The sequence below is a fragment of the Microbacterium sp. Beta genome (assembly GCF_005502545.1).
In the GTDB taxonomy this organism is placed as follows: Bacteria; Actinomycetota; Actinomycetes; order Actinomycetales; family Microbacteriaceae; genus Microbacterium; species Microbacterium oxydans.
In genome coordinates this window covers 18,434-45,362 of record NZ_SCOG01000028.1, presented here as the reverse complement: position 1 = coordinate 45,362, position 26,929 = coordinate 18,434, and the positions used below count along the sequence as shown (strand labels likewise).

25 protein-coding genes, 3 tRNA genes and 1 pseudogene are annotated in these 26,929 nt (G+C 66.7%); 7 read left to right on the top strand and 22 right to left on the bottom strand.

Features of this window, described 5'->3' with window-relative positions; all coding sequences use genetic code 11:
• Positions 1-295, bottom strand: a pseudogene (locus FFS56_RS18290) (amino acid transporter); the annotation flags it as partial.
• Positions 296-394: 99 nt separating this feature from the next.
• Positions 395-760 carry a helix-turn-helix domain-containing protein gene (locus tag FFS56_RS18285; RefSeq protein ID WP_045263673.1) on the bottom strand — a complete coding sequence of 122 codons (366 nt, stop codon included), beginning with the start codon at positions 758-760 and terminating at the stop codon, positions 395-397.
• A 93-nt stretch (positions 761-853) separates the two neighbouring features.
• Between FFS56_RS18285 and FFS56_RS18280 the strand changes: the two genes are divergently transcribed.
• Positions 854-1,702: an SDR family oxidoreductase gene (locus FFS56_RS18280; protein WP_127011863.1), complete on the top strand. Its 849-nt coding sequence runs from the start codon at positions 854-856 to the stop codon at positions 1,700-1,702.
• Between the two features lie 62 nt (positions 1,703-1,764).
• On the opposite strand, the gene FFS56_RS18275 is transcribed toward FFS56_RS18280, so the two are convergent.
• The 5 genes from FFS56_RS18275 to FFS56_RS18255 form a co-directional block, all read right to left on the bottom strand.
• Positions 1,765-2,163: a hypothetical protein gene (locus FFS56_RS18275; RefSeq protein ID WP_233437387.1), complete on the bottom strand. Its 399-nt coding sequence runs from the start codon at positions 2,161-2,163 to the stop codon at positions 1,765-1,767.
• Positions 2,160-2,765 (bottom strand): Asp23/Gls24 family envelope stress response protein, encoded by a 606-nt coding sequence (locus tag FFS56_RS18270; protein WP_046747443.1) that lies wholly within the window; start codon positions 2,763-2,765, stop codon positions 2,160-2,162. Before FFS56_RS18270 ends, FFS56_RS18275 begins: the two co-directional genes overlap by 4 nt.
• A complete protein-coding gene (locus FFS56_RS18265; protein WP_046747357.1) occupies positions 2,762-3,328 on the bottom strand; it encodes an RNA polymerase sigma factor in 567 nt (188 codons plus the stop codon). The genes FFS56_RS18270 and FFS56_RS18265 overlap by 4 nt, the downstream gene beginning before the upstream one ends.
• 123 nt (positions 3,329-3,451) lie before the next feature.
• Positions 3,452-3,625: a CsbD family protein gene (locus FFS56_RS18260; RefSeq protein WP_045263668.1), complete on the bottom strand. Its 174-nt coding sequence runs from the start codon at positions 3,623-3,625 to the stop codon at positions 3,452-3,454.
• Between the two features lie 58 nt (positions 3,626-3,683).
• A complete protein-coding gene (locus FFS56_RS18255; protein ID WP_082108584.1) occupies positions 3,684-4,127 on the bottom strand; it encodes an Asp23/Gls24 family envelope stress response protein in 444 nt (147 codons plus the stop codon).
• Positions 4,128-4,302: 175 nt separating this feature from the next.
• Between FFS56_RS18255 and FFS56_RS18250 the strand changes: the two genes are divergently transcribed.
• The 4 genes from FFS56_RS18250 (at position 4,303) to FFS56_RS18235 (ending at position 7,937) form a co-directional block, all read left to right on the top strand.
• The gene (locus FFS56_RS18250; RefSeq protein ID WP_127011862.1) at positions 4,303-4,914 is read left to right on the top strand and encodes a TetR/AcrR family transcriptional regulator; all 612 of its coding nucleotides are present in this window, start codon (positions 4,303-4,305) and stop codon (positions 4,912-4,914) included.
• Positions 4,915-6,585, top strand: coding sequence for an MDR family MFS transporter (locus FFS56_RS18245; protein ID WP_137772214.1), 1,671 nt, complete (start codon positions 4,915-4,917; stop codon positions 6,583-6,585). It abuts the gene before it with no gap.
• A gap of 124 nt (positions 6,586-6,709) precedes the next feature.
• Entirely contained in the window at positions 6,710-7,009 is a 300-nt protein-coding gene (locus FFS56_RS18240; protein WP_046747354.1) for a hypothetical protein, read from the top strand.
• A gap of 103 nt (positions 7,010-7,112) precedes the next feature.
• Positions 7,113-7,937: a CPBP family intramembrane glutamic endopeptidase gene (locus tag FFS56_RS18235; RefSeq protein WP_127011860.1), complete on the top strand. Its 825-nt coding sequence runs from the start codon at positions 7,113-7,115 to the stop codon at positions 7,935-7,937.
• 183 nt (positions 7,938-8,120) lie between these two features.
• Here FFS56_RS18235 and FFS56_RS18230 read toward each other — a convergent pair whose 3' ends face one another.
• The 3 genes from FFS56_RS18230 to FFS56_RS18215 all read right to left on the bottom strand — a co-directional run bounded on the left by FFS56_RS18230 (position 8,121) and on the right by FFS56_RS18215 (position 10,772).
• On the bottom strand, positions 8,121-9,509 hold the full coding sequence (locus FFS56_RS18230; protein ID WP_127011859.1) for a DUF1254 domain-containing protein: 1,389 nt from the start codon (positions 9,507-9,509) through the stop codon (positions 8,121-8,123).
• 384 nt (positions 9,510-9,893) lie between these two features.
• Entirely contained in the window at positions 9,894-10,163 is a 270-nt protein-coding gene (locus tag FFS56_RS18220) for a zinc-binding dehydrogenase (protein WP_267901568.1), read from the bottom strand.
• A 30-nt stretch (positions 10,164-10,193) separates the two neighbouring features.
• Positions 10,194-10,772, bottom strand: coding sequence for a zinc-binding dehydrogenase (locus FFS56_RS18215; protein WP_127011857.1), 579 nt, complete (start codon positions 10,770-10,772; stop codon positions 10,194-10,196).
• Between the two features lie 20 nt (positions 10,773-10,792).
• Between FFS56_RS18215 and FFS56_RS18210 the strand changes: the two genes are divergently transcribed.
• Complete coding sequence (locus FFS56_RS18210) at positions 10,793-11,509, top strand: META domain-containing protein (RefSeq protein WP_127011856.1); 717 nt, start codon at positions 10,793-10,795, stop codon at positions 11,507-11,509.
• Between the two features lie 60 nt (positions 11,510-11,569).
• Here FFS56_RS18210 and FFS56_RS18205 read toward each other — a convergent pair.
• From FFS56_RS18205 to FFS56_RS18160, 10 genes are all read right to left on the bottom strand, one after another.
• Positions 11,570-11,643 (bottom strand) — tRNA-Met (locus tag FFS56_RS18205).
• Positions 11,644-11,678: 35 nt separating this feature from the next.
• Positions 11,679-11,750 (bottom strand) — tRNA-Thr (locus FFS56_RS18200).
• 68 nt (positions 11,751-11,818) lie between these two features.
• Entirely contained in the window at positions 11,819-12,865 is a 1,047-nt protein-coding gene (locus tag FFS56_RS18195) for a M23 family metallopeptidase (protein WP_249353002.1), read from the bottom strand.
• A 312-nt stretch (positions 12,866-13,177) separates the two neighbouring features.
• Positions 13,178-13,972: an inositol monophosphatase family protein gene (locus FFS56_RS18190; RefSeq protein ID WP_127011854.1), complete on the bottom strand. Its 795-nt coding sequence runs from the start codon at positions 13,970-13,972 to the stop codon at positions 13,178-13,180.
• Positions 13,969-15,018 (bottom strand): hypothetical protein, encoded by a 1,050-nt coding sequence (locus FFS56_RS18185; protein ID WP_127011853.1) that lies wholly within the window; start codon positions 15,016-15,018, stop codon positions 13,969-13,971. The genes FFS56_RS18190 and FFS56_RS18185 overlap by 4 nt, the downstream gene beginning before the upstream one ends.
• A 115-nt stretch (positions 15,019-15,133) precedes the next feature.
• Positions 15,134-15,934: an enoyl-CoA hydratase/isomerase family protein gene (locus FFS56_RS18180; protein WP_127011852.1), complete on the bottom strand. Its 801-nt coding sequence runs from the start codon at positions 15,932-15,934 to the stop codon at positions 15,134-15,136.
• Between the two features lie 46 nt (positions 15,935-15,980).
• On the bottom strand, positions 15,981-16,472 hold the full coding sequence (locus tag FFS56_RS18175) for an FBP domain-containing protein (RefSeq protein ID WP_046747349.1): 492 nt from the start codon (positions 16,470-16,472) through the stop codon (positions 15,981-15,983).
• A gap of 39 nt (positions 16,473-16,511) precedes the next feature.
• Positions 16,512-17,147, bottom strand: coding sequence for a DUF2510 domain-containing protein (locus tag FFS56_RS18170; protein WP_046747348.1), 636 nt, complete (start codon positions 17,145-17,147; stop codon positions 16,512-16,514).
• A gap of 139 nt (positions 17,148-17,286) precedes the next feature.
• Positions 17,287-17,371, bottom strand: a tRNA-Tyr gene (locus FFS56_RS18165).
• An 86-nt stretch (positions 17,372-17,457) separates the two neighbouring features.
• Positions 17,458-18,387 (bottom strand): PfkB family carbohydrate kinase, encoded by a 930-nt coding sequence (locus FFS56_RS18160; protein ID WP_127011851.1) that lies wholly within the window; start codon positions 18,385-18,387, stop codon positions 17,458-17,460.
• Between the two features lie 17 nt (positions 18,388-18,404).
• On the opposite strand from FFS56_RS18160, the gene FFS56_RS18155 reads away from it, so the two are divergent.
• Positions 18,405-19,073: a hypothetical protein gene (locus FFS56_RS18155; protein WP_233437386.1), complete on the top strand. Its 669-nt coding sequence runs from the start codon at positions 18,405-18,407 to the stop codon at positions 19,071-19,073.
• Between the two features lie 177 nt (positions 19,074-19,250).
• Here FFS56_RS18155 and rpoC read toward each other — a convergent pair whose 3' ends face one another.
• Both rpoC and FFS56_RS18145 read right to left on the bottom strand, forming a co-directional pair.
• Positions 19,251-23,126, bottom strand: coding sequence for a DNA-directed RNA polymerase subunit beta' (gene rpoC, locus FFS56_RS18150; RefSeq protein ID WP_061017157.1), 3,876 nt, complete (start codon positions 23,124-23,126; stop codon positions 19,251-19,253).
• A gap of 80 nt (positions 23,127-23,206) precedes the next feature.
• Positions 23,207-26,710 carry a DNA-directed RNA polymerase subunit beta gene (locus tag FFS56_RS18145; protein WP_046747345.1) on the bottom strand — a complete coding sequence of 1,168 codons (3,504 nt, stop codon included), beginning with the start codon at positions 26,708-26,710 and terminating at the stop codon, positions 23,207-23,209.
• Positions 26,711-26,929 lie beyond the last annotated feature (219 nt).

The window sequence follows — 26,929 nt, the reverse complement described above, 5'->3', positions numbered from 1 at the left end:
CCCAGGGACCGAACGCCTTGGTTCCCCAGGTGAACGTCGTGCCGCAGTCGGGGACGGCGTTGTTGAGCTCGCGGTACGCGAAGGCGATCAGGAGCATCGGGACGAAGGCGATGATGAACGCGATCGGAGCCTGCGCCCCCACCGCGAGCACCACGAAGCCGAGCGTCGCCACGAGCGAGTACACAGGTGCTGTCGAGGCGAGACCGATCACGGTCGATCCCCAGAGTCCCAGAGTGCCGGCGGCCAGACCCTTGCCGTCGGGTCGTTCCAGATGAATCGGCGTCGTTGCTGCCATGTCAGAACAGTAGAGCCACAACGGTTCTCGCGTCAACGGCTTTCTCAGACAGCATGAATCCGAAGCAAAGAAGTGGAGCTCACGACGGAATCCGCAGATTCAGCCTCTTTCGAGCATGCCGTCGGCGTGGTCAGCCACCCACTCCATCAGCGGCAGCATGCGCTCCATCAGGTCACGCCCCAGCGGGGTCAGACTGTACTCCACGTGCGGAGGGACGGTCGGAAGGGATTCCCGGTGCACCAGGCCGTCATCGGCGAGCGTCCGCAGCGTCGAGGCCAGCATCTTCTCGCTGATGCCGTCGACCTCCCTGCGGAGGGCGCCCCAGCGGTGGGTGCCGTCGGACAGGCAGGAGAGCACGAGCACTCCCCACTTGCTCATGATGTGATCCAGGACGACACGCGTGCCGCAGTTCTGGTCGAACACGAACGGAGTCGATTCCTTTATCTGCGCGAAACTAACCGTCATGTGGGTACCTTACTTCAAAGTGGGTACCGTCAGATCGGAATGCCGAACACCCGATCGCGGGTTGTCGTGGGTGTCACTTACGAAAGGACCCTCATGACCATCCTCGTCACCGGTGCGACCGGCAACCTCGGCCGCCTCATCATCGCCAGCCTGCTCGAGCGCGGCACCGACCCCCAGTCGATCGTGGCAGGAGCCCGCGACACCGCCAAGGCCGCAGACCTCGGCGTTCGCGTCGCGCACCTCGACTACACCGACCCCGCATCGATCGCGTCCGCACTCGAAGGCGTCGACACGGTCATCCTGGTATCCGGCTCCGAGGTCGGCCAGCGGGTCCCGCAGCACCGGGCGGTCATCGATGCCGCGAAGGCGGCCGGCGTCTCCAAGTTCGTCTACACGAGCGCTCCCAAGGCCACGACGAGCGACCTGATACTGGCTCCCGAACACAAGGCGACGGAAGAGCTCATCGCCGCGGCCGGGTTGCCCGCCGTGATCCTGCGCAACAACTGGTACACCGACAACTATGTCGCGGACCTCGCCCGCGCCGCGGAGACGGGTGTGCTCGCCGCCGGCACGGGAGAAGGGCGGGTGGCTTCCGCGAGCCGCAAGGACTTCGCCGAGGCCGCAGCCGTCGTCGCGCTCGAGGACGGACACGTCGGTGAGGTCTACGAGCTCGGCGGCGATGTCGCCTGGAACTACACCGATCTCGCTGCTGCCATCGCCGAGGTCACGGGACGCGAAGTCGCGTTCGTCGCGCTCGACCACGACGACCAGGTCGCCGCGCTCCGCGAGGCCGGGCTCGACGAGGGGACGGCTGGATTCGTCGCCGCCCTCGACGCCGGCATCAAGGACGGCGCGCTCGCCGATACCGACGGCACGCTCGCTCGCCTCATCGGGCGCCCCACGACCCCGCTCGTCGAGGGACTCCGCGCCGCCTCCGCCTGATCGGCCCCGCAAGACCGAGTGCCGCCGTCCCCCCGGACGGCGGCACTCGGTGGTTCCGTGCCTCAGGAGGTCGCAGGCACCTGAGGGCGTTCAGCTGGCTGCACATGCGCGACCGTGAGGGTGATGCTCTCGTGCCGCAGGCCTCGGGCGTCGAGCAGCGCGTCGACGGCCCCGTGCCCGGCGTGGAGGATGTCACCCGATCTCGCCGTGGACTCGACCCCGAGTGTCGCCTCGACCACCACCCCGCCGTCGGCGACGATCACCGAGACCATGGGCTCATCGTCCTTTCGCGCGCCGATGGCCTCAGCGCCCAGTCGCAACAGCTGAGAGATCACAGATCCCGATCTGTAGACACTGCGCACCCCCGGGGTCGATCGCAGGGTCGCTTCGATCGCCGCAGCGAGTTCCTCGTGCTCCTCCGCCTGCATCACGTCTCCCCCACTCACGTCTCCGCCGCTCACGACGACACCTCTCTGATGTCTCGGATCGCGATGTCGATCGCGACCACGTTCAGTTCGGTGTGCGCGCGAAGGCGACGATCCACTTCGGCTCGAAGTTCGTCCGCGACCTTCGGGATCGGCTGTCCATGCAGCGCGCTCGCATCGATCCCGACGCGGATCGGGGCCCCGGGCCGGGTCACATCGCCCTCCAGCCGGCACCGGCCGATGAGGAGACCGGGAACGGCGTCTTCCGAGGAGCGCACGAGACCGCGAACAGCTCCCTCGGTGATGGCGAGATCCGCCTTCGGATCGGGCGATTCGAAGGGGATGCGGCGTCCGGCCCGCGCATCCATCGCGATGCCGCTCAGAATGCGGTCGACCCAGCTGTCATCGACCTCCGGTTCGGCTGCGGCTTCCGCAGCGAGCAGCTCCGCGCCGAGCCCTCGCAGACGCTCAAGCGCATCCAAGGCCAGCTGACACCCGGGCGACTCGTCGATGGAACGGTCGGCCGGGCGTCTTCCGGCGTCGAGGTAGTCGGTGAGCTCGTCCAGGGTGTGCCCGTCGAGGTCGGTGGGCTCGAGTCCGAGTCTGCGGATTTCAGGCGCGTCCCTGTCGTCGGTCATCGCCACTCCTCCATCCGTACGATCATGTATTTTCTGGCGCGGGCCAGCAGGCCGCGCGCCGTGGAGATCGGGATGTCCAACTGCTCCGAGATCTCCTCATAGGTGTAGCCGCCGATCTCGCGAAGCACCCAGCACTCGCGTTGGGCGTCGGGCAGCTCCCGCAGAGCAGCACCGAGGGCTGCGACACCGGCGCGAGCCTCGACGACCGCGGACGGTGCCGCATGAAGAGGTGCCGGTCGGTCGATCGAGTCGATGTCGACGGCCGGGCGGATCGCACGGATGCGGTCGACCGCCTTCCGGCTGACGATCCGCATCAGCCAGCTCTTGACCTTCGCCGGATCCTCGAGCTCGCCGAACCGCTGCCACGCGACCACGAAGGACTCCTGCACGATGTCATCGACGTCGGCGGAGGCGTTCAATATCCGCTGCGTATAGGCGCGCATCATCGGCGTATACCTGCGTACCAAGACGGCGAACGCCTCGACGTCCCCGTCCATCGCCCGTCCGGCGACGATGCCGTCGTCCGCATCCTCGAGCGCTGTCCGAAAGCGTTCCTTCTCCATCTACCCCACCCCTCGATCCGATCCCCGAAGGAATTCGGAACAGATGCCCCATCGGATCGGATCATGTCTCACCCGCCTGTGAGGGATCGGGGAGAGGCGGTGCGGCCTCTCCCCCGGTCCCGCCTACTTCTTGAACGCGTCCTTCACGTCCTCCGCAGCGTCGCGCACGTTGCCCTTGGCCTGCTCGGCCTTGCCCTCGGCGACGAGCTTGTCATCGTTGATGACCTTGCCCACGGTCTCCTTGGCCTTTCCGGCGACCTTCTCGGCTGTGGCCTTGATCTTGTCTTCAGCGCTCATTTCTTCTCCCTTTCTCGTTACGGCCCCGGGTCTCGGAGCCGTGTCTTGGATGTGGCGACTACTCGCTCGCTGCCACAGCGGTCTCGCCCTCGACGTCGCCCGAGGGGACGTGCACATCGTCGATCGTGACGTTGACCTCGACGAGGTCCGCCCCTGCCAGCTCGACGAGGTCTCGATGGATAGCCGCCCTGACCTCGTCGGCGACCTTCTGCAGGGCGACCGGATACTCGGCGACGATCGTGATGTCGACGGTGATCTGCGCCTCGCCGACCGCGACGGACACTCCCTGCGAGAGGTCGGTCGTGTTGAAGGCATCCCGGATGGCTCCCACCATGCGCGCGGCGCCCCCGCCGAGCGCATGAACCCCGTCGACATCCCGCGCGGCGATGCCGGCGATCTTCGCGACCACCGCATCCTCGATCGTCGTCGTGCCCACTGCAGCCCCCTGCAGCGGTGCTTCGACGTGGATCTCGGGCTGCGTGCCCGGAGTCGTGTTCGCCATCGTGAGCTCCTTCATCCGTGTGCCGCCCGTAAGGGCGCCGGTCGCGGTCAGCGACGCTATGACTAGGACGGATCGCGAGCAGCGGATGTCACAAATCGATCCGAAGAAAGTCGCCGACAACGGATACGATCACTTCACAGTGCACTCCAAGCTTTGAAGTGCAATATTGCACTCTATGAGCGACAGTGCAGAAACCTTGCGGGAACAGCGCAAGCGGGAGACCTCCCGAGCCCTCACCGATGCCGCACGCCGGTTGACCACAGAGAAGGGGTTCGCCGGATTCACGGTCGAGGAGCTGTGCGCCGAGGTCGGAGTCTCGCGGCGCACGTTCTTCAACTACTTCGAGAGCAAGGAGAACGCGGTCTTCGGCTTCGCGACGATCGATTCCCGCCAGGAAGCTCTCGAGGAGGAGTTCGCCACGCAGCGCGGAGACCTCCTCGACGACTTCATCCAGCTGACGATCCGTCGCTTCGAGCTCTTCAACCCGGTCGATGATGCGCCGGCGATGTTCGCCGTGATCGAGCAGGAGCCGCGGCTGCTGAAGGCGGCCTTCGAACAGCTCGCCAAGAACGAGCGCCGTGACCAGACCCTGATCCTCGGTCGCACCGAGGGCGGCGATGATGCCGAACTCCGCGCCGAGGTGGTCGTGCACACCGTCGGCGCGCTCGTGCGCATGAGCATGGACCAGCTCCTGCACCACCAGTCCCCCGAGCCGTTCGCCGATCTCATCGCGCGACGCCTCGACCTCGCCCGCTCGCTCTACGCACCGTCACAGAAAGCCCGTTGAATGTCCGCCACCGCCACGAAGGATGCGCCGTTCCTGCTCACGAAGCGCCGCATCTGGATCATCTTCAGTGCTCTCATCGCGGGAATGCTGCTCTCCAGCCTCGACCAGACCATCGTGTCCACCGCCATGCCGACGATCGTCGGACAGCTCGGCGGCGTCGACCACCAGGTGTGGATCACCACCGCCTACCTGCTCGCCACCACGATCGTGATGCCCATCTACGGCAAGTTTGGCGACGTGCTGGGCCGGCGCAACCTGTTCCTCGTCGCGATCGCACTGTTCACGCTGGCATCCGTCGGCTGCGCGTTCGCCACGGACTTCTGGATGTTCGTCGTGTTCCGCGCCCTGCAGGGTCTCGGCGGCGGCGGCCTGATGATCCTGTCCCAGGCGATCATCGCCGACATCGTGCCCGCCAACGAGCGTGGCAAGTACATGGGTCCCCTCGGGGCGGTCTTCGGCCTCTCGGCCGTGGCCGGCCCTCTCCTCGGCGGCTACTTCGTGGATCACCTGACCTGGCAGTGGGCGTTCTACATCAACATCCCGGTGGGGATCGCGGCCTTCATCATCGCCCTCATCGCCCTCAAGCTCCCGAGCAAGAAGGCCGAGAAGCCGATCGACATCTTCGGGGTCATCTTCCTCTCGATCGCCACGACGTGCCTCATCTTCTTCACCGACTTCGGCGGTGACAAGGAGTTCGGATGGGACTCGCTCGCGACCTGGGCATGGGGTGCCGGGCTGATCGTCGCGGCGACGGCGTTCGTGATCACAGAATCGCGCGTGCAGGACCCGATCATCCCGCTGAGCCTGTTCCGCAACCCGATCTTCGTGAACGCCACCGCGATCGGACTGGTGCTCGGAATCGGCATGTTCGCGGCGATCGGATTCGTGCCGACGTTCCTGCAGATGTCCTCCGGCACCTCTGCGGCGGAATCCGGTCTGCTGATGATCCCCATGATGGTCGGCCTCATGGGCACGTCGATCTTCTCCGGGATCGCGATCTCGAAGACCGGCAGGTACAAGATCTATCCGATCCTCGGCACGATCATCACCGGTATCGCCATGGTCGCGATGACCACACTCTCGGCGTCGACTCCCATCTGGCTGATCTGCGTGTTCCTGTTCGTGTTCGGAGCGGGGCTCGGCCTCATCATGCAGGTCGTGGTGCTGGTCGTGCAGAACGCGGTTCCGGCGGGTGAGATCGGCACCGCGACCAGCACGAACAACTACTTCCGGGAGGTCGGCGCGTCTCTCGGCACCGCGGTCTTCGGCACCATCTTCACCACTCGCCTCACCGAGAACCTGCTCGGGGTCTTCGCCGGCGCCGGCGCATCGCCCGATGCCGCCTCAGAGGCCGCATCGACGATCGACCCTTCCACGCTCAACTCCCTGCCGGACGAGGTGCGCGACGGCATCGTCACCGCGTATGCGGATGCCCTCGCCCCGGTCTTCTGGTATCTCGTGCCGTTCATCGCCCTCGCGCTGCTGCTCTCGCTGTTCCTGAAGCAGATCCCGCTGTCGGACACCGCGGGGCTCGTGGCCAGGGGCGAGGCCATCAGCGGAGAGGAAGCGGAGCGTCTGGAGGCCGAGCAACGAGGCGTCGAATGGTCGGGAGCTGCGGTCGCGTCGCCTGGCGCACCGGAGGAGTCTGACTCGACACCGCCATCTCGATGAACACGCCAGCTCGGTGAACACGGCGGCCCCTGCCCCCTCTGGAGCAGGGGCGGCCTTCTGTCAAGGGGCTCCCCTTCCGGGCCGCGATCGAGCATTCTTCAGCGTGGGGACAGCTAGGAGAATGATGGAGCACGATCCATACCTGAGGTTCACGCTGGTGGAGGCCAGTGAGACAGACTGGGCCATTCACGATCTGCAGTACCCGGAGAACGACCACCGGCGGGTGGTCTGCACGATCTTCGAGGACGCCCCGACCGAGGTCGAGGTGCTGTGGCGGCGCGACCTTCCTCTCGCCTTGCGATACTCCTCACCCGAAGACGTCCTCGAGGCCGTACGCAGGTTCCAGGAGACATCGCGCGCCACGCGTCCGATCCCCATCCCGCACCTTCCCCCAGCGCGCGGCTCGAAAGGACTCCGAGGGTGACACCGGCGACGCGCCCCGGAATCTCCGTATGGCCGCCGCCCGCTGCGCTGCGCCAAACTGACGGGCAGCCGGCCGTCCCCACTTCCGGCGGTCAGGAGCCCCCATGTCGACACCCGCGATGACGTCACCCTGGAGGAGGTTCTGGGAGAAAGGCGGCTGGTGGCGCGCACTCGTCCTCGCGGCCGTCTACTTCATCCTCTACGATCTGCTGTCCCTCGCCTTCACCCCGCTCGCCCTCCAAGTGGACGATCCGAGCGGCGCATCCGCAGTCGTCGTCTACTACGTCCTGCCGCTCGTCGTCGGCGGCCTTCTGCTCGTGGGCTTCATCGCCTCGCTCGGGTGGTGGAAGGAGGTCTTCGGCCCGCAGCCGATCCGAGGCCGGGGGTGGATGTGGATCGCGATCGTCGTCGTGCTGCTGTTCAACATCCTGCGTTTCGCGACCATCGACTACGGTGACGTCGGCCTCGACGTCGTGGCCACCTGGCTCCTCGCCGGACTCCTGATCGGATACGCCGAGGAAGTGCTCACCCGCGGCCTCGTCGTGAACCTCGCCCGCAAGGCCGGATACCGCGAGATCGTGGTCGCGGTGATCTCCGCGACCGTGTTCGCCGGTCTCCACGCCGGGAACCTCCTGAACGGGCAATCGGTGTTCGCGACCGCGTTCCAGCTCGTCTACACCTTCGCGTTCGGCATCCTGATGTACCTCGCCCTCCGCGTCACAGGGACGATCCTCGCGCCGATCCTGTTGCACGCCAGCACGGATCCGAGCATCTTCCTGCAGACGGCGCACCCCGCCGAAGGCGCGCTCACAGCCATCGCCGGCTTCGGGAACATCGCGGTCATCGTGACCGGATTCGTCCTGATCTACTTCATCCGCGGACGAGTGGGCGACGCGAAGCCGACGTTCCCCCAGGAGTATGCAGCGTGAGCGCCCCATCACTGAAGGTCACCCCGCGCGTCTGGATCGGGCTCGCCATCTTCGTGATTCGGGGAGCGCACGAACGCAACCCCTCGGCCGGAGCTGTGGCTACCTGACGCGAGCTCGGCGACGGTGCCGGTACTCGTCGATCTCGTCGTGCCGAGACGGCGCATCCCGCCGCAGCGCTAGCGCTCACCCCTCGGCAGTGATGTCGCCCGGCAGCCAGGTGCCGTCGAAAGCCGCTTCCGTCGGACCGTAGAGGCGCAGGTACACGAACCAGCCTCTGCCCGGGATCGTCTTGACCCACTGCTCCTCTCCCGTAGCCGGCTGCTCGGGCCCGAACCGGAGCACGTGGTCGAGGCCCTGATCGGTCGCGCCCGAAAGCTCGAACATCGATCGCAGGGCTGCTCTGCTCTGGTCGGTCGCAATCTGGCTGCGAGTGACGGCGTCGTACACGGTGACGGACCAGAACAACCGCGCCGGGACCGGGGCAGGGATGCGAAGCGTGTACTCCCGACCACCGTCGAGGTACACGCCGTCGCTGTCTCGGCCACTGAACCAGTAGAGAGAACCTCCGCCGGGCACTCGCCGGAACATGGCGGGTGAGCTCGCGATGGCCTGGTAGAACCAGGTCTCCCGAGCATCGACATCGGTTCTTCCGCCGATCTCGAACGCGGCGTTCTCCGGGCGGAGGGTGACCCATTCCCAGTATCGGTCGGGCCAGACCGTGCGGTCGGGTCGACGGTCGGCGAGCGACTGCACGCGCAGCTGTGCATCGGCTTCGACGGCGGCGCGCGCAAGGATGTCCTGCATCCTCTCGTCGGGTGCGAACTCGCGACCGCGTTCAATGCCGAGCACGGCGAGCTCCGACTCGTATGCACGGTCGTCCGGCCGTTGCGGCTCGTCCTGGAGGGCACCGTGGAGCACGCGCCAGTAGTCGAGCGTGCCCTGGAGCACCGCCGGAGAAGTGTCCTGCGGTCGGCCGGACATGTCGATCCATGTCGGGGTCTCCCAGCTGACCGAGTCGTCGAGGGGGTGTACAGCGGTCATCTGCAGCAACTCGAGCGCTCCCCGCACATCGCCTTCGCGGGGGATGCCGCGCAGTCCGGCGACCACCTTGAACGTCTGGGCCTGCGCGACGAGGTAGCCGTCGGGGACATCGCCGGTGTGCCCTGGCGGCAGGATGAGATAGGAGCCTCCCCTGCCACCGTCGCGACCGGGGATGCCGACATCGGTGATCCAGCTCTGATCGAAGTTGAGGACCGCACCGATGACGGGGCCTGCGGGGATCTCGATCACCACGGGACCGATGTGCAGGTCGAGCAGGATGCCGCCGTACGGAGTATCGGAGTTCAGCGTGAAGCCGACCTGCTCGGGGCGGGTGTCCATGTAGCCGAAGACGCGGTTCGGGACCACGCCGACCGGAGCCTGCCCCGTGAAGATCATCGCTCCCGACACCAGCGGGAAGAAGTGCTTGTAGCACTGGACCGCACGCATCAGATCGGCGGCGTCGTAGGCGGCGGACACGGTGGCGTCATCCGGGTAACCGCCATCGAATCGATACTCGTTCATGTGGGTCATCGCAGGTCTCCTCGAGGTGCTGATCCGATCGACATCGCGGGGAGCACCTCTGCTGTCCATCCGCAGGTTCCGGCTGCCTCAAGTGTCGAGAACACTGTATCGCTCGGGACCCTTCATATCGGAGTATTCGTTCAGAGGCGGTCATCCGGAGAACCATGGGAACGGTCATGCTCGCACGGGCGATCCTCGGTGGCGACGCGGCACTCTCCGTGCTCGGCCGCCCTCCTGCTGGGGGCAGGTTCCGGCGGCTCGACAACCGCTTCTACCGTCCACTCACCGCGGTTCTCGGTGTCTTGTTCTGGTTGGCCGCTCGGGAGCGGCACGGGCGATAGCCGAGCGCTCCCGGACGAGCGTCGCTTGGGAACACGCGAGAGCCGACCGACGTCACGATAGCTGGCCCGCCTCTGGCCAGTCCGTGACGACGACCGTCCCCATCGTGCGAGACGCTTCGACGATCTCGTGGGCCCGACGCATCGTCGCGGCGTCCAGCGGAGTGAGGTGGGTTGTCAGCGTTGTACGGAGAGTTCCTGCGTCGACCAGCTTCGCGACGCTCTCCAGGAGGTCGTGCTGGTAGTGGTCGGAGGGATCGGTGACGGGTCTCGTGAACATGAGCTCCCAGTGCCAGGTCACGCTCTTCGCCTTGAGCGCGTCGATGCTGCCGCCGGTTTCATCGATGGAGACGACCTATCCGCGCGGACGGATCACGTCGGCGATCGCCCTGACGTTGCCGGGTGTGAACGAGGTGAACACGTAGTCGACGCCGGCGGGGGCGAGCGCCGACACCTCGCCGGCGAAGTCACGGCCGACGACGTGGTCGGCCCCCATCTGACGCACCCACTCCGCCGTCTCCGGGCGCGAGGCCGCGGCGATGACCTCGAGACGCGTGAGGGCCTTCGCGAGCTGGATGATCAGCGAGCCGACGCCTCCTGCCGCGCCGATCACCAGGAGCACTCCTCTGCTTTCGCGGGTGAGCGCCAGGCGGTCGAACAGGCTCTCCCACGCGGTGATGACCGTCAGCGGCAGTGCGGCCGCCTCTGCGACCGACAGCGTGCGAGGAGCATGTCCGACGATGTTCTCGTTCACCAGGTGGAACCGCGCGTTCGTGCCTGAGCGATCGATCTGCCCGGCGTAGAACACGCGATCCCCCACGGCGAAGCGGGTCGACTCCTCGCCGACGGCGACCACGACCCCTGCGGCGTCGTAGCCGAGACGTGCCATCACCGCGCCGACGACACGCGTCGCGCCTGCGGTCCGTCTCGGCACTCCGCCATACCCTCAGGGACATGACCGTCGAGGATCCGGAACCGGCCCATCGCGACCGTGCGCACCGCTCCGCACTCGCCGTCACCCTCTGGTTGCTCGTTCCGTTGCTCGTCGTCGCGGCGTACGTCGCGCAGATCCTCGAGTCGTTCAGCGCCGTCGGCTGCGAAGGCGATTGCGACCTGGCACTCGCTTTCGGCGCCCGCGCCGTCTTCCCGTGGGCGGTCGCTGCCTCGGTCATCGCGGCGATCGTGGCCGCGTTCATGCTCCGGCATCGGAGAAAGCCCGCCTACTGGGCTCCCCTGCTCGGCGTGGTCCTCGTGCTGGTGTCGGCCATCACCACCAGCGCCGTCTTCCAAGCCGGGCTTGCCCCCATGTACGCGCGCAACGACAGGATCGCGAACGGTGAGGTTCCCGCCGAGACGACTCCGCCACTCCCCGACCCCGTCGGGGGCTGGGAGGCGAGCGTCGATGGAGCGACGTTCTTGTCGTTCAGTCCCGACGGGACCGTCACGGGCAGCGACGGGTGCAACGATCTGAGCGGCCGCTGGTCGCAGGATTCGGCGGGAAGGATCGAGCTGGAGACGCTCCTCCCCCAGACGGAGAACACCTGCGACGGCGTCGACGCATGGCTCGGCCGAGGGCGATCCGCGGACATCATCGATGGCTACATGTACGTCAACGGCGCCGCGGGTTCGCCGATCGGCGGACTCCAACCGGGGCGCCAGTCCCGCGACTGAGCTTCGACGCGCTGCCCCCGTGAACGACGAAACCCCCGGGAATCCGGGGGTTCTCATCTGTAGCAGGAGCGGGGCTTGAACCCGCGACCTCACGATTATGAGTCGTGCGCTCTAACCAGCTGAGCTACCCTGCCGCGAGGCATCCGTCCGCGTGAGAAGAATGCTTGCGAGCCCCGAGTCAGGATTGAACTGACGACCCCTTCCTTACCATGGAAGTGCTCTGCCACTGAGCTATCGGGGCGTGCTGCCCCTCGCGGGGCAACCGTACGAGAATACCATTACTGTGGCGTCCTCATGAAATCGAGCCGGTCACTCCTCCGCGGTCAACGACGATCGACCGGCGTTCGCCTTGAGCCACGGCATCGGGTCGATGGTCGTTCCGTTGACGATGAGCTCGAAGTGCAGGTGCGCGCCGTAGGAACGACCCGTGTTGCCCGTCTTGCCGACGATCGTTCCGACCTTGACGGTGTCGCCGGCCTTGACGTTGAGGGAGCCGTACTGCATGTGCGAGTAGTGGCTCGTGATGACCTGGCCGTCGATGACGTGGTCGATGTAGACCGTGACCCCGAAGGCCCCGCCCTGCTCTGTGGCGATGCGGACAGTGCCGTCGGCGATGGCCTGGATCGGCGCACCGTTGCCCGGCACGAAGTCGATGCCCTCGTGGAGGCGGCCGCTGCGCATCCCATAGCCGTAGCTCATACCGACACCGACGAGGAACGGCCACTGGATGGCGGCGTCGGGGTCGTTCGTGAAGATCTCACCCGAGTAGTTGATGCCCTGTTCGGCGGCGACCTCGGCGAGCGAGACCGTGCTGAAGTCATCGGAGCGGGAGAGCGGGACGCTCTCGACGCCGGACGGTGCGACGAAAGCCTGGATCTCGGCCTCGGCCTCGTCCTTCGAGTCGGCGGCAGCAGCCGAGACCAACGACATGGATGCGGCCGAGCCTCCCCGCACACCGGCGACCGCCTCCGCGGGGAGCGTCATGGACACCGCGAGAAGCCCTGCGAGGCTCATCACACCGACGGTCGCTCCGACCGTGACCACCTTGCGGAGGTTGCGGGGGCGACGAGGGGCCACATGCGAGGGGACGACAGACTCAGCGTCCGAACTCGCTGCGGACGGCGAGCGCTCAGCCGTGGAAACCGTCGGAACCGCACCTGTCGCGCGGAAGGCACGGGAAGCGCGCTCGAACGCGTCGGCTTCGACCGCCGGTCCATGCCCGGCCTCACCGGTTTCGCGGACCGGAGCCGCAGGAGCCTCGACCGGCTCCGAGGCGACAGGAACCGCGGGAACATCGGCGATCACCGGCTCCGAGTTCGTGGCGACGAAAGGCTCGATCAGCGCTTCCGTGACCACCTCGTCGGGTGCCGGCCGCTGACGGGCGGCGCGTCGGGAAAGGGGGGCGACAGCAGCGAGGGCGACGGCAGTGGAATCAGCGGCAGAAAGGGGTGCCGTCGGTCCCGCCGCGGGGGCCTCGGAGGCCGCAGTGCGGAGTCGGCTGGATCGGCGCGTGGGCGCAGAGGCAGCCTGGGAGTTCTCGAGGGGCAAAGCGTTTCTCTCGGTCGTGCGTCGTGCTCGGGGGCGCAAACTTTGACTTTCACCTTCGGGTGATGAAAGTAACGATCGGGTAAACCCTACCGTGACCAGGCTGAGAATGCCATGAATCGTTCACGGATTCTCCGCGAGGATCGCGAGCAGTCGGGCGTGCACATCGACTCCTCCCGCCACCAGCATCGGGCGCGGGGAGTCGACATCCGTTCGGGACACCACGCCTCCGGCTTCCTCGACGAGGAGCGCACCGGCGGCGAAGTCCCAGGGGCGAAGGCCCCGCTCGAAGTAACCGTCCAGTCGCCCCGCAGCGACGAAGGCCAGGTCGAGTGCGGCCGCGCCCATACGTCGCACATCGCGAGCCATCGGCATGACCCGCGCCACGGTCGCGATGTCGCCTTCGTGGGTGGCGGGGTCGTAGCCGAAGCCCGTGGCGAGGAGAGCGCCGGCCGGGGTCGTGTCCGTCACCGCGAGACGAATGCCGTTCGACCAGGCGCCATGACCTCGCGCCGCTGAGAAGGTCTCTCCCAACGCCGGGGCGTTGACGGCGCCGGCGAGCGCTTCCCAGCTCTCGGGATCGGGTTCCCCGCGGACCGCGCCGATGCTCACGTTGTACGCCGGGATGCCGTACGCGTAGTTGACGGTGCCGTCGATGGGGTCGACGATCCAGGTGATCCCGCTGCTCCCCGCTTCGGCCCCCGTCTCCTCCCCGAGAAAGCCGTCGTCAGGCCGCGCCGCGCGCAGACGCGAACGGATGAGCGCTTCGACCTCTCGGTCTGCGTCCGTGACGATGTCGGCCAACGACGACTTGGTCGCCGCCAGGCGCACCCCTTCCTGTCGTCGAAGTCGCGCGAGCTGCCCTGCTTCCTCGGCGATCTCGGTCGCGAGGTCGCGGAGTTCGAGTTCCAGCGTCACTGTTCGGGCTGCCGGGGCGCGGGCGGCGGCGGCGGGAAAGCCTGCGAAGCCTCCTGCGGGGAGGCCGGAGTCTGCGTGGCCGGAGTCTGCGTGGCCGGGGCAGGGGGCACCGGGTGCTCGCCCGGAGTCGAAGGCGCGGGCTCTGCGGGCTGCGAGAACTGCGGCGGCGCGAACTGAGACGCAGCGGGCTGCGGCGGCGCAGGCTGCGGCGAGACGGGCTGCGGCACGACGGGGAACGCCGAGGCGGGCGCTTGCGGGAGTGCCTGCTGGGGCGGGGCGATCGTTGGGTACCCGGTGTAGTAGGCGTTCCAGTCGGGCGATGCATCGGGCAGCGCCGGAAGCGGGGTGATGCCATCGGCGTAGGTCGGCCACGACGGCGCCGACGCGACGGCACGGTTGGCCGGGGTCTTCTTCTTCGGCGCGAAGAGCGCATTGAGCAGCGGGATCAGCGTGGTACCGACGGCCACGAGGATCGTCAGTGCGACCACGATGCGCCAATACAGCTCGCCGTAGTGGAACGTGTGGGGGAAGGCGAGGAAGAACACGAGCATGCCGACGAGACTGACGAGGAAAGTGACCGTCACGATGTAGATCACTCGGGTGAAGGTCGTGACGTATCGCCGCGCTGCCGGCGTGAACAGGCGCACGTGCAGCAGGGCCAGCTGGAGGATGCCGATCACGAGGAGCAGCTGGAAGAAGCGCTCGGCGCCGAAGTAGAACCCGTCCTCCGGGAGCCAGATCTTCACGGCGCCGACGAGGAGAGCGACGATCCAGCTCACCATGCTCGCCAGCTGCAGCCAGTCGGGGCGGTTCGGCGCCAACCCGGCCTCGAGGATCGCGATTCCCGCGAACGCCGCCAGCAGCAGGATCGTGAGGAACGCACGACCGATCAGACCGTCTTGGTCACCGATGAGCACCCAGATGACGCACACGAGGGCCGCGGCGATGAGAGCGCCGATGGCGATCCACAGGGAGCCCCTGATCAGCAGCGACATGTTCTTCTTCTCACCCTGCGGTCGATGCGTGGTGATGTCCGGCTGGGACATGGCGTTCCTCTCGTCGAGCGGCGATGCCTTCATCCTGCCATGCGCGCCGACGGTTGCCAGGGGTTCTACCCCGTCGCGGGAAGTCTGTCGACCCTTCAGGTCTGGGGAGGAGAGGTCAGCCGGTCTTCTTCGCCGACGCCGCAGCGAACGCCGCGACCCTCGCCTGCGCGTCGGCTGTCTCGAGGGCGGCACCGATCGAGCGCGCCTCTTCGCTCAGCTGCTCGACGAAGGAGCGTTCCGGCTGCTCGCGCACCAGCCTCTTCGCCTGACCGTAGGCGTCGGCGGCGCCCGCCAGCCAGAAGCGTGCGACCTCCTCACCGCGCGCTCGCACACGCTCCGCCTCCGCGGCGGCGTCCTCACCCTCGACGGCCTCGGCGACGAGTCCCCACTCGACGGCCTCCGCTGCGGTGAGCAGCCGATCCTGCAGGACGAGCTGCAGGGCACGGCGCTGGCCGACGGCACGAGCGAGCTGAGCGGAGACCGACAGGTCTGGGGTCAGACCGATGTTCGCGTACAGGCTGCCGAGCTTCGACCGCGAGCCCACGACGGCGTAGTCGCTGCACAGCAGGATGCCCAGGCCACCTCCCGCGGTCGTGCCGTGGGCCGCGGCGACGACAGGCACCGCTGATTCCGTCAGCGAGCGGATGCCGGAGTTGATGACCCCGGCGAGCGCGGTGATCTCCGCACCGGACGCGCCCATGGTCGTCGCCATGTCGATCACGTCCCCTCCCGCGCAGAACGCAGGACCCGCGGCATCGATGAGGATCGCCTTCACGTCGGTGCGCGACGTGGCCTCGGCCGTCGCGTCCTTCCAGGCGTGCGCCAGGTCGGCGTTGAACGCGTTGAGCCGAGCGGGCCGGTTCAGTGTGAGCCGAGCCATCCCCTCTTCGACGGCGAACAGGATGGCGTCAGTCATGGCTTCTCCTTCGAGCACAGAACGTGTCGCACCAGCGTAACCGCGATCAGACCCGCTCCCAGACCTGCGAGACGAAGCTCTCCATGCGCCGGCGCGTGCCGTCGAGACGGAAGTCGACCTGACCGGGCGACCTGACCTCGTTCGGTGCGAGCGGGTGCGCGAGGCGCACGTTCTCGTGGCAGGAGAGGTCGGCGCACATGTAGGTGCCGAACGAATCCCCCCGCTTGCCCGCTTCGCCTGCTCGACGGGCGGAGAGGAGGGCGACCTGGTTCCCCGGCTGCATCGTGTGGCAGATGTTGCACATGCCTGACCTCGCGCGACCGGGGTCCGTCGCACGCAGCACCACCCCGATCACCTCGTCGCCGTGCGGGATCAGCACATAGCCGCGACGGCTCGCACCGGGGTCCTGCCAGGCGAAGAAGTCGAGGTAGTCCCAGTCGACGAGCAGGAAGTCATGAGGCATCTCCATCAGACGCAGCTCGTCATCGTCCGCATTGACGAACGATGCCCGGACTTCGGCTTCGGTGAGCGGTCGCATCGCTCCAGTCTAGGAAACCGTTCGCGGGGCGGGGCCGCGTCACAGTCGACGCGTCGTGACCATCCCGAACACCGTCTCGAACACCTGCACGGCGAACACGGACGCCCAGACGGATGCGGCGAGGAGAATGGCGACCTGGATCGCGATCGTGACCACGAGCGGTGCCAGAATCCTTCCGCCCCGCCGACGGATCACCACGTGGCGGCCGATCACATAGACAAGCGAGGACAGGAAGGCCCACGCCCAGGGGAAGGGACGAACGAACCCCCGCGCTGCGAGCTCTCGGGCATCCAGGGCGGCGAACCACACGGAGAGCCCGTAGACCGCCCAGCCCGACAGCGTCAGGACCAGGTACCACGGCGTGAGGAAGGCGTTGAACTCTGCAGCGATGAACTTGTCCACGTCGAGTGACGACGAGCCATCCAGCGGCACGACCGCGAGTACCTCGAACATCCCCTGTTGCATCTGCACGAGATAGCCGATGGCCGCGATCGTGCTCAGCACCGGGAGGAGCACGATCAACCAGACCCATGTGGTGTTCGCGGTGGTCCCCTGAGGGACCGGCAGGTACTCCGGTGAGGTCGCCACGACCGGCGCTTCCTCACCCCACCGTGAACCGTCCCACCACCGCGTCGAGCCCTGGGCATCGGTGTACCAGCCTGCGGGCGCGGTCACGATCGAATCCGGACGTCGGAATGGGCACGAGTCTTCGGCGGCATGGACCACCCTATTCACGGGGAGGGTCACACCAACGAGAGAAGCCCTCGCAGTGATCGCGTGGGCCTTCGATCTCTGCGCTTCTCCGCAGAGGTGGTGGTGGCGAGTGAGGGATTCGAACCCCCGAATGCAGTGCAGTCTGATTTACAGTCAGATCCCTTTGGCCGCTTGGGTAACTCGCCAGAGCGCACCCGTCCGACTTGAACAGCCAACCGGGGGCACGAGAGACAAGCATACCTGTCCGAGGCGGGTGCAAGAAATCGAAACGTCAGCTGCCGCTCACGCCCCGCCCCGAGTCGGCCAGAGACTCCGGAGTCCGCAACAGACCGCCCTCTGCGCGGCAGGTCGCAGCGGCGATATCCATGGCTCGCAGCAGGAGCACGCGCCACTGCGCCAGGTCGGACGGCGACGCCGAGACCAGGCCCTCGGAGACCGCCGCGAGTGTCGCGTCCCCTGCCCCGACGGTGTCGATCACCGCACCGGGAAGCTGGGCGATGGGCGCGGAGACGACACCGGCGTCCGCATCGATCGTGGCGCCTTCCGCTCCCGCGGTCGCCAGTACGGCAGCGGCTCCGAGGCCTCGAAGGCGCGCCCGCAGGGCATCCAGGTCCCCGTCGTAGAGGATCGCCGCATCATCCGCGCCGACCTTGACGACGGCCGCCGACGTCGCGAGCCGCTCGAACCCGCGGACGAACTCCTCGCGATCGCTGAGCATCCCGGTGCGCGGGTTCGGGTCGACGGCGATCCTCGCATCGCCCAGAGCCTCGACCAGGGCATCGACCTCTGCCGGCACATCGAAGGGGAAGCAGCTGATGGCGACGAGCGCGGCGTCGGAGATCGCCTGACGCGCCTCGTCGGAGTATCGGATGCTGCGCTTCTGCGCCGCCTCGTTGAACACGTACTGCGGCTCGCCGTTCGACGCGCGCTGTACGACGGCACGAGAGGAGCCGTGCGGGGCCTCGCTCGCGATCAGACGCACCCCGTGATCCCCGAGGTACTCGCGGATGTGGGCGCCCGCTTCATCGTCACCGACCATCGCGATCAGCGTGGTGTCGACCCCCAGCCGACGAAGGCCGACGGCCACGTTCAGCGCAGCGCCGCCGACGAGCTCGCGCACCCCCGCATCATCACGGATCTCATCGATCAGGGCATCGCCGATCACGACCACGGAACCGGCAGCAGAAGTCTCGTTGCTCACCCGCTGACACTATCGCGGTGTCGGGACGCCCTGACAACACCGCGATCCTCTCGCGTCCCGACGCCGGAGGACAGTACGGTGTGGCCATGAACGCCCGCCTCGCCGGCATCGCCGTGGCCCTCTCACTCCTCGTCGCCCTCACGGCGTGCACTCCGCAGGCCGACGCCGGAGGAGGGGCCTCAGCGCCCCCTGTAGCGAGCGACGCGCCCAGCCCGGACTCGACCAGGACGGAGGGGCCCGGAACGCCCTCCCCCGCGCCCACCGCCAAGCCCGTCACGCTCCCGACCGACTGCCGTGCGATCCTGTCGGAGTCCGTACTCGCCGAGCTCGGAGACATCCCGCTCAACGACGCCGCCTTCGGACCCTCGGGCGTGGGTGCGGACGGCGCCCTCACCTGCAATTGGGCCGACCCGCGCGCAGACACCACGAGGCTCACGACCACCATCTCGCGGATGAACCGCGGTCCCGCGCTCGACATGCTCAATGCACTCGCCGACGACGAGGGCTTCTCCTGCTTCACGCCGGACGGCGGCACCCGATGCGAGAAGACCTGGCCCAACGAGCAGTATCCCGTGACGGACGGCCGCACCCTGTTCTGGCGTGACGACGTCATGATCGACACCCGCTACTCGAACCTGGCGCCGACCGGTTACACCTCGAGCATCATCGAGCACATCTTCGACTGACCCCGCCGCGCCGGAGCCCCCGTCGACGGCATGGCGTGAAACCCGGGCACGAAGAAGGCCCCAAGGCGAACCCTGGGGCCTTCTTCGTCACTCAGCACTCAGTTGTGTCGCGACTTCGTCGCTCGACAACCTCAATCGGCTCGGCCGGACGAGCAAGCTCGCCGGCTCTCGCCTCAATCAGTTGTAGGTGCCGGGGGTGATGTCGTCCGTCGAGAACGCGTCGAAGTCGACGTAGCCGAAGTCACCATCGGCGTACGCACCGTCGGATGCGAAGATCCGGTTCGGGTAGCGCTCGCTCTTGGCTTCCTCTGTGGCCTCGACCGTGACGTCGCGGTACTTCGAGAGACCGGTTCCGGCGGGGATGAGCTTACCGATGATGACGTTCTCCTTGAGACCGACCAGCGGGTCGCGCTTGCCCTGCATCGCAGCCTCGGTGAGCACGCGGGTCGTCTCCTGGAAGGAGGCGGCCGACAGCCACGACTCGGTCGCGAGCGACGCCTTCGTGATACCCATCAGCTCCGGACGGCCGGACGCGGGGCGCTTGCCCTCTGCCACAGCCTCGCGGTTGATCGACTGGTAGCGCTTGAGGTCGACCATCTCACCCGGGAGCAGGGTCGTGTCGGCGTGATCGACGACGGTGACCTTGCGGAGCATCTGACGGACGATGACCTCGATGTGCTTGTCGTGGATCGGCACACCCTGCGAGCGGTACACGCCCTGGACGCCGCCGACGAGGTAACGCTGCACCTCGCGAGCACCCATGACGCGCATGATCTCCTTGGGGTCGAGCGTGCCCACCAGGATCGGCTGACCGACCGTGACGTGCTGCCCGTCCTCGACGAGAAGCGTGGCACGCTTCAGCACCGGGTAGATGACGGGCTCGTCGCCGCTGTCGGGCGTGAGGATGACCTTCTTGCCCTTGTCGGTCTCGTCGATCGCGATGCGGCCGTCGGCCTCGGCGATCGGCGACGCGCCCTTGGGGGTACGCGCCTCGAAGAGCTCCTGCACGCGGGGCAGACCCTGCGTGATGTCATCCGCCGATGCCGAACCACCCGTGTGGAAGGTACGCATCGTCAGCTGGGTACCGGGCTCACCGATCGACTGGGCCGCGATGATGCCGACGGCCTCGCCGATGTCGACGGTCTTTCCGGTCGCGAGCGAACGGCCGTAGCACTGTGCACACACACCGACGGCGGAGTCGCAGGTCAGGACCGAGCGCACCTTGATGGTCTCGACACCCAGAGCGACGAGCTTGTCGATCAGCACGTCACCGACGTCCTCACCGGCTTCGGCGAGAACCTCGCCCTTGCTGTCGACCACGGCCGAGGCCAGCGTACGGGCGAACACCGAGTTCTCGACGTTCGCGTCGCGCACCAGCTCACCCTGCGAGTTCGGAGCGGCGATCGGGAGCTCGAGGCCCTTCGACGTGCCGCAGTCCTCTTCGCGGATGATGACGTCCTGCGAGACGTCCACCAGACGACGGGTCAGGTAACCCGAGTCGGCGGTACGCAGAGCGGTGTCGGCGAGACCCTTACGGGTACCGTGCGTCGCGATGAAGTACTCCGCCACCGACAGACCCTCGCGGTACGAGGAGATGATCGGACGCGGGATGATCTCACCCTTGGGGTTGTTCACCAGACCACGCATACCGGCGATGTTCCGGATCTGCAGCCAGTTACCACGAGCACCCGACGACACCATGCGGTTGATGGTGTTGTCCTCGGGGAAGTTCGCCTTCATGGCGGCCTGAACCTCGTCGGTGGCCTCGGTCCAGATCTTGATGAGCTCCTGGCGACGCTCAGAGTCGGTCGTCAGACCCTTCTCGTACTGCGACTGGACCTTCGCGGCCTGCTTCTCGTAGCCCGCGACGATCTCCGCCTTGTTCGGCGGCGTGAGGATGTCGCTCAGGGCGACGGTCACACCGGAGCGCGTTGCCCAGTAGAAGCCGGCGTCCTTGATGCGGTCCAGCGACGCAGCCGTCTCGACCTTGGGGTACTCCTCGGCCAGCTTGTTGACGATCTGCGACAGCTTGTTCTTGTCAGCCTGCTCGCGGACGAACGGGTAGCCCTTCGGCAGCGTGTCGTTGAAGATCGCCTGACCCAGCGAGGCGTCGACGAGACCGTGACGCTCGTAGCCCTCGGGGGCTTCGCCCTCGAGGAACGTCAGGCCGGGGATGCGGATGCGGATCTTCGCCTGCAGGTCGAGGGAGCCCTCGTCCTTGGCCAGGATCGCCTCGCCCACCGAACCGAATGCACGGCCCTCGCCGGTCGCGCCTTCCTTGACCGTGGTCAGGTGGTGCAGACCGATGATCATGTCCTGCGAAGGCAGGGTGACCGGGCGGCCGTCCGACGGCTTCAGGATGTTGTTCGACGCGAGCATCAGCACGCGGGCCTCGGCCTGAGCCTCGACCGACAGGGGCAGGTGGACAGCCATCTGGTCACCGTCGAAGTCGGCGTTGAACGCCGCGCAGACGAGCGGGTGCAGCTGGATGGCCTTGCCCTCGACGAGCTGGGGCTCGAACGCCTGGATGCCCAGACGGTGCAGGGTGGGTGCACGGTTGAGCAGCACCGGACGCTCGCGGATGATCTCCTCGAGCACGTCCCAGACCTCGGGACGGGTGCGCTCGACGGCACGCTTGGCGGCCTTGATGTTCTGCGAGTGACCGAGGTCGATCAGACGCTTGATGACGAACGGCTTGAAGAGCTCCAGAGCCATCTGCTTGGGCAGACCGCACTGGTGCAGCTTGAGCTGCGGGCCGACGATGATGACCGAACGGCCGGAGTAGTCGACACGCTTTCCGAGCAGGTTCTGACGGAAACGACCCTGCTTACCCTTCAGCATGTCGCTGAGCGACTTCAGGGCACGGTTGCCGGTACCGGTGACGGGGCGACCACGGCGACCGTTGTCGAACAGTGCGTCCACGGCCTCCTGCAGCATGCGCTTCTCGTTGTTGACGATGATCTCGGGGGCACCGAGGTCGATCAGACGACGAAGACGGTTGTTGCGGTTGATCACGCGGCGGTACAGGTCGTTCAGGTCGGAGGTCGCGAAGCGGCCACCGTCGAGCTGGACCATCGGGCGCAGCTCCGGCGGGATGACCGGGACGACGTCCAGGACCATCGACGCCGGGCTCATCCCGGTCTCGAGGAACGAGCTGACGACCTTCAGGCGCTTGATCGCACGGATCTTGCGCTGGCCCTTGCCCTCGGAGATCTGCAGACGCAGGTTCTCCGCCTCGGCCTCGAGGTCGAACGCCGCGAGACGACGCTGGATCGACTCGGCACCCATGTAGGCCTCGAAGTACTGACCGAAGCGGTCCTGCAGCTCGTGGAAGACGTCGTCCTCCGGACGGAGTGCGCCGACCTCGAGCGTGCGGAAGTCCTCCCACACGCGCTCCAGCTTCAGGATCGCCTCGTCGGCACCCTTGCGGATGAGCGACATCTCCTTCTCGGCGGCGTCCTTGACCTTCTTCTTGGCGTCGGCCTTGGCACCCTCCGCCTCGAGAGCAGCGAGCTCCTCCTCCAGCTTGGCCAGGCGCTCCGCGATCTTGGCGTCGCGGCGGTCGCCGAGCGTCTTCAGCTCGAGACGGATGTTGTTCTCCTGCGTGCCCAGGTCGCGGTGACGAGCTTCCTCATCGACCGAGATGACCATGTAGGCGGCGAAGTAGATGACCTTCTCGAGGTCCTTCGGTGCCATGTCGAGCAGGTAGCCCAGGCGCGAGGGCACGCCCTTGAAGTACCAGATGTGGGTGACGGGAGCGGCGAGCTCGATGTGACCCATGCGCTCACGACGGACGGAGCTCTTGGTGACCTCCACGCCGCAGCGCTCGCAGACGATGCCCTTGAAGCGGACGCGCTTGTACTTGCCGCAGGCGCACTCCCAGTCGCGGGACGGGCCGAAGATCTGCTCTCCGAAGAGACCGTCCTTCTCCGGCTTGAGGGTGCGGTAGTTGATGGTTTCGGGCTTCTTGACCTCGCCGTAGGACCACGCGCGGATGTGGTCTGCGGTCGCCAGGCCGATGCGAAGCTCATCGAAAGTTGTGGACTCGAGCACTAGTTCTCCTGTGTCGGAAATTCTTTTTGAGAAGTCTGCTTCGGTGGGCCCGAGACGTGGGTCCCGGGCCCTCCGAAGGATTAGATCTCGTCGATCGAGGCGGCCTCGAAGCGGCTGGAGATGTTGATACCGAGTTCCTCTGCGGCGCGGAACGCCTCATCGTCGGTGTCGCGGAGGTTGACCAGCGTGCCGTCGGCCGAGAGGACCTCGACGTTCAGGCAGAGCGACTGCATCTCCTTCATGAGCACCTTGAAGGACTCGGGGATGCCCGGCTCCTGGATGTTCTCGCCCTTGACGATCGCCTCGTACACCTTGACGCGGCCGAGGATGTCGTCGGACTTGATCGTGAGGAGCTCCTGGAGCGCGTACGCGGCGCCGTAGGCCTCGAGGGCCCACACCTCCATCTCACCGAAGCGCTGTCCACCGAACTGCGCCTTACCACCGAGCGGCTGCTGGGTGATCATCGAGTAGGGACCCGTGGAACGTGCGTGGATCTTGTCGTCGACCAGGTGGTGCAGCTTCAGGATGTACATGTAGCCGACCGAGATCGGGGCCGGGAACGGCTCGCCGGAGCGGCCGTCGAACATCTGGGCCTTTCCGGTGGAGTCGATCAGACGGACACCGTCGCGGGTCGGGATGGTCGCGTCGAGGAGACCTGCGATCTCCTCCTCGCTCGCACCGTCGAACACCGGGGTCGCGACCTTCGTGCCGGGAGCGGCCTCGAAAGCCTGCTCCGGCAGACGAGCTGCCCACTCCGGTGTGCCCTCGACCTTCCAGCCCTGCTTCGCGATCCACCCGAGGTGGGTCTCGAGCACCTGGCCGAAGTTCATTCGACCCGGGATGCCGAGCGGGTTCAGGACGATGTCGACCGGGGTGCCGTCCGCCATGAACGGCATGTCCTCGATCGGGAGGATCTTCGCGATGACACCCTTGTTGCCGTGACGGCCGGCGAGCTTGTCACCCTCGGTGATCTTGCGCTTCTGGGCGATGTAGACCACGACGCGGCGGTTGACGCCGGAGCCGAGCTCGTCGTCGCCGTCCTCGGCGTTGAACTCCTTGACCGCGATGATCGTGCCCTGCTCGCCGTGAGGCACCTTCAGGGACGTGTCGCGGACCTCGCGGCTCTTCTCGTTGAAGATCGCGCGGAGCAGACGCTCCTCGGCCGACAGCTCGGTCTCACCCTTCGGCGTGACCTTGCCGACGAGGATGTCGCCGGGGCGGACCTCGGCACCGATGCGGATGATGCCGCGCTCGTCGAGGTCCTTCAGCAGCTCCGGGCTGACGTTGGGGAGGTCACGGGTGATCTCCTCCTTGCCGAGCTTGGTGTCGCGGGCGTCGACCTCGTACTCCTCGATGTGGATCGAGGAGAGGGTGTCGTCCTTCACCAGGTCCTGGCTCAGGATGATCGCGTCCTCGAAGTTGTAGCCCTCCCACGTCATGAACGCGACGAGGAGGTTCTTCCCGAGGGCCAGCTCGCCGTTCTCGGTGGCGGGGCCATCGGCGATGACCTCTCCGACCTCGACGCGCTCACCGGCGTTGACGACGACCTTCTGGTTGTAGGACGTGCCCTGGTTCGAGCGGTCGAACTTGCGCAGGTGGTACTCCTGCGTTCCGCCCTCGTCGAGCATGACCACGACGCGGTCCGCGGAGACCTCGGAGACGACACCGGCCTTCTCGGCAGTGATCACGTCACCGGCGTCGATGGCCGTGTAGCCCTCCATACCGGTTCCGACGAGCGGCGAGTCGCTGCGCAGCAGCGGCACGGCCTGACGCTGCATGTTGGCACCCATGAGGGCGCGCTGTGCATCGTCGTGCTCGAGGAAGGGGACGAGCGAGGTCGCGACGGACACCATCTGGCGCGGCGAGACGTCGATGTAGCCGATGTCCTCGGGGAGGAACATGTCGACCTCGCCGCTGCCGCCCTTCGGGCGTGCCAGGACGTGGCTCTCGACGAAGCGACCCTTGGCATCGAGCGGGGCGTTGGCCTGCGCGATGTTGAAGTCGACCTCTTCGGAAGCCGTCAGGTAGTCGATCTGCTCGGTGACGACACCGTCGACGACCTTGCGGTACGGGGTCTCGATGAAGCCGAACGAGTTGATGCGCGCGAAGGTCGCGAGCGCACCGATCAGACCGATGTTCGGGCCTTCAGGAGTCTCGATCGGGCACATGCGGCCGTAGTGCGACGGGTGGACGTCACGGACCTCGACACCGGCGCGGTCACGCGAGAGACCACCGGGGCCGAGCGCGGAGAGACGACGCTTGTTCGTCAGACCCGCGAGCGGGTTGTTCTGGTCCATGAACTGCGACAGCTGCGAGGTTCCGAAGAACTCCTTGATCGCGGCGACGACGGGGCGCACGTTGATCAGGGTCTGCGGCGTGATGGCCTCGATGTCCTGCGTGGTCATGCGCTCGCGGACGACGCGCTCCATGCGGGACAGACCCGTGCGGACCTGGTTCTGGATGAGCTCGCCGACCGCGCGGATGCGACGGTTGCCGAAGTTGTCGATGTCGTCGGTCGCGAGACGGATCTCGGCCTTCTTGCCGCCGCGGATACCGGTGAAGGTCTCCTCGGTGCCAGCGTGCAGACGCACGAGGTACTTGATCGTGGCCACGATGTCCTCGACGGTGAGCACCGACGAGGTCAGCGGCTGGTCGAGGCCCAGCTTGTGGTTGATCTTGTAGCGACCGACCTTGGCGAGGTCGTAGCGCTTCGGGTTGAAGTAGAAGTTGTCGAGAAGCGCACGCGCGGCCTCGGCTGCGACCTGCTCGCCCGGACGGAGCTTGCGGTAGATGTCGCGGAGAGCATCTTCCTTCGTGACGATCGTGTCCTTCGCGAGCGTCTCCTCGATCGAGGTGTAGCCGGCGAACTCGGCCAGGATCTCCTCGCTGGTCATGCCCAGCGCCTTGAGGAAGACCGTGACGGACTGCTTGCGCTTGCGGTCGACGCGCACGCCGACCTGGTCGCGCTTGTCGATCTCGAACTCGAGCCATGCACCACGGCTCGGGATGACGCGCGCCGAGACGATGTCCTTGTCACTCGTCTTGTCGGGGGTCTTGTCGAAGTAGACACCCGGCGAGCGCACGAGCTGCGAGACGACGACGCGCTCGGAGCCGTTGATGATGAACGTGCCCTTGTCTGTCTGGAGCGGGAAGTCGCCCATGAAGACCGTCTGGGTCTTGATCTCACCCGTGAGGTGGTTCATGAACTCGGCCTCGACGTACAGCGGAGCGGCGTAGGTCTTGCCACGCTCCTTGCACTCCTCGATCGAGTACTTCTCCGGCTCGAGGTACGGGTTCGTGAACGACAGCTGCATCGTCTCGCCGAGGTCCTCGATCGGAGAGATCTCCTCGAAGATCTCGCCGAGGCCGCTGTTCTCGTTCACGTCGGTACGACCGGCGGCCTTGGCTTCGGCCACGCGCGCCTTCCAGGCGTCGTTGCCGACCAGCCAACCGAAGGACTCGGTCTGCAGGGCGAGAAGGTCAGGGACCGTCAGCGTGTCGGAGATCTTGGCGAACGAAAGACGGGAAGCTCCGCGTCCGTTCTTGGTGGTGGTGGATGTGGATGCGTTGCGAGCAGCAGCCAAGGGAATAACCTCCGTGAGCCCCGCAGGGCTTCTCGATTCCTTTGTCGTCAGGTGGAGTGTGCGCCCGGGAACTCAACAGATGCCGACCACCATATGAGGGCAGGGAGAAGCGAGCGCAACTACCAACTATACGCACGATTCTGCGACATGGCAAGCGCAATCCTTGACCAATCTTCGAACCTGCGGTATTGGCACACCGCCGGAGTCGTCCACACCCAC

Excerpts from the sequence above, each read along its gene's own strand:
- FFS56_RS18285 (WP_045263673.1), bottom strand. The coding sequence starts at position 760 with ATGACGGTTAGTTTCGCGCAGATAAAGGAATCGACTCCGTTCGTGTTC.
- FFS56_RS18280 (WP_127011863.1), top strand. The coding sequence starts at position 854 with ATGACCATCCTCGTCACCGGTGCGACCGGCAACCTCGGCCGCCTCATC.
- FFS56_RS18270 (WP_046747443.1), bottom strand. The coding sequence starts at position 2,765 with ATGACCGACGACAGGGACGCGCCTGAAATCCGCAGACTCGGACTCGAG.
- FFS56_RS18265 (WP_046747357.1), bottom strand. The coding sequence starts at position 3,328 with ATGGAGAAGGAACGCTTTCGGACAGCGCTCGAGGATGCGGACGACGGC.
- FFS56_RS18260 (WP_045263668.1), bottom strand. The coding sequence starts at position 3,625 with ATGAGCGCTGAAGACAAGATCAAGGCCACAGCCGAGAAGGTCGCCGGA.
- FFS56_RS18255 (WP_082108584.1), bottom strand. The coding sequence starts at position 4,127 with ATGGCGAACACGACTCCGGGCACGCAGCCCGAGATCCACGTCGAAGCA.
- FFS56_RS18250 (WP_127011862.1), top strand. The coding sequence starts at position 4,303 with ATGAGCGACAGTGCAGAAACCTTGCGGGAACAGCGCAAGCGGGAGACC.
- FFS56_RS18245 (WP_137772214.1), top strand. The coding sequence starts at position 4,915 with ATGTCCGCCACCGCCACGAAGGATGCGCCGTTCCTGCTCACGAAGCGC.
- FFS56_RS18240 (WP_046747354.1), top strand. The coding sequence starts at position 6,710 with ATGGAGCACGATCCATACCTGAGGTTCACGCTGGTGGAGGCCAGTGAG.
- FFS56_RS18235 (WP_127011860.1), top strand. The coding sequence starts at position 7,113 with ATGTCGACACCCGCGATGACGTCACCCTGGAGGAGGTTCTGGGAGAAA.
- FFS56_RS18230 (WP_127011859.1), bottom strand. The coding sequence starts at position 9,509 with ATGACCCACATGAACGAGTATCGATTCGATGGCGGTTACCCGGATGAC.
- FFS56_RS18210 (WP_127011856.1), top strand. The coding sequence starts at position 10,793 with ATGACCGTCGAGGATCCGGAACCGGCCCATCGCGACCGTGCGCACCGC.
- FFS56_RS18185 (WP_127011853.1), bottom strand. The coding sequence starts at position 15,018 with ATGTCCCAGCCGGACATCACCACGCATCGACCGCAGGGTGAGAAGAAG.
- FFS56_RS18180 (WP_127011852.1), bottom strand. The coding sequence starts at position 15,934 with ATGACTGACGCCATCCTGTTCGCCGTCGAAGAGGGGATGGCTCGGCTC.
- FFS56_RS18175 (WP_046747349.1), bottom strand. The coding sequence starts at position 16,472 with ATGCGACCGCTCACCGAAGCCGAAGTCCGGGCATCGTTCGTCAATGCG.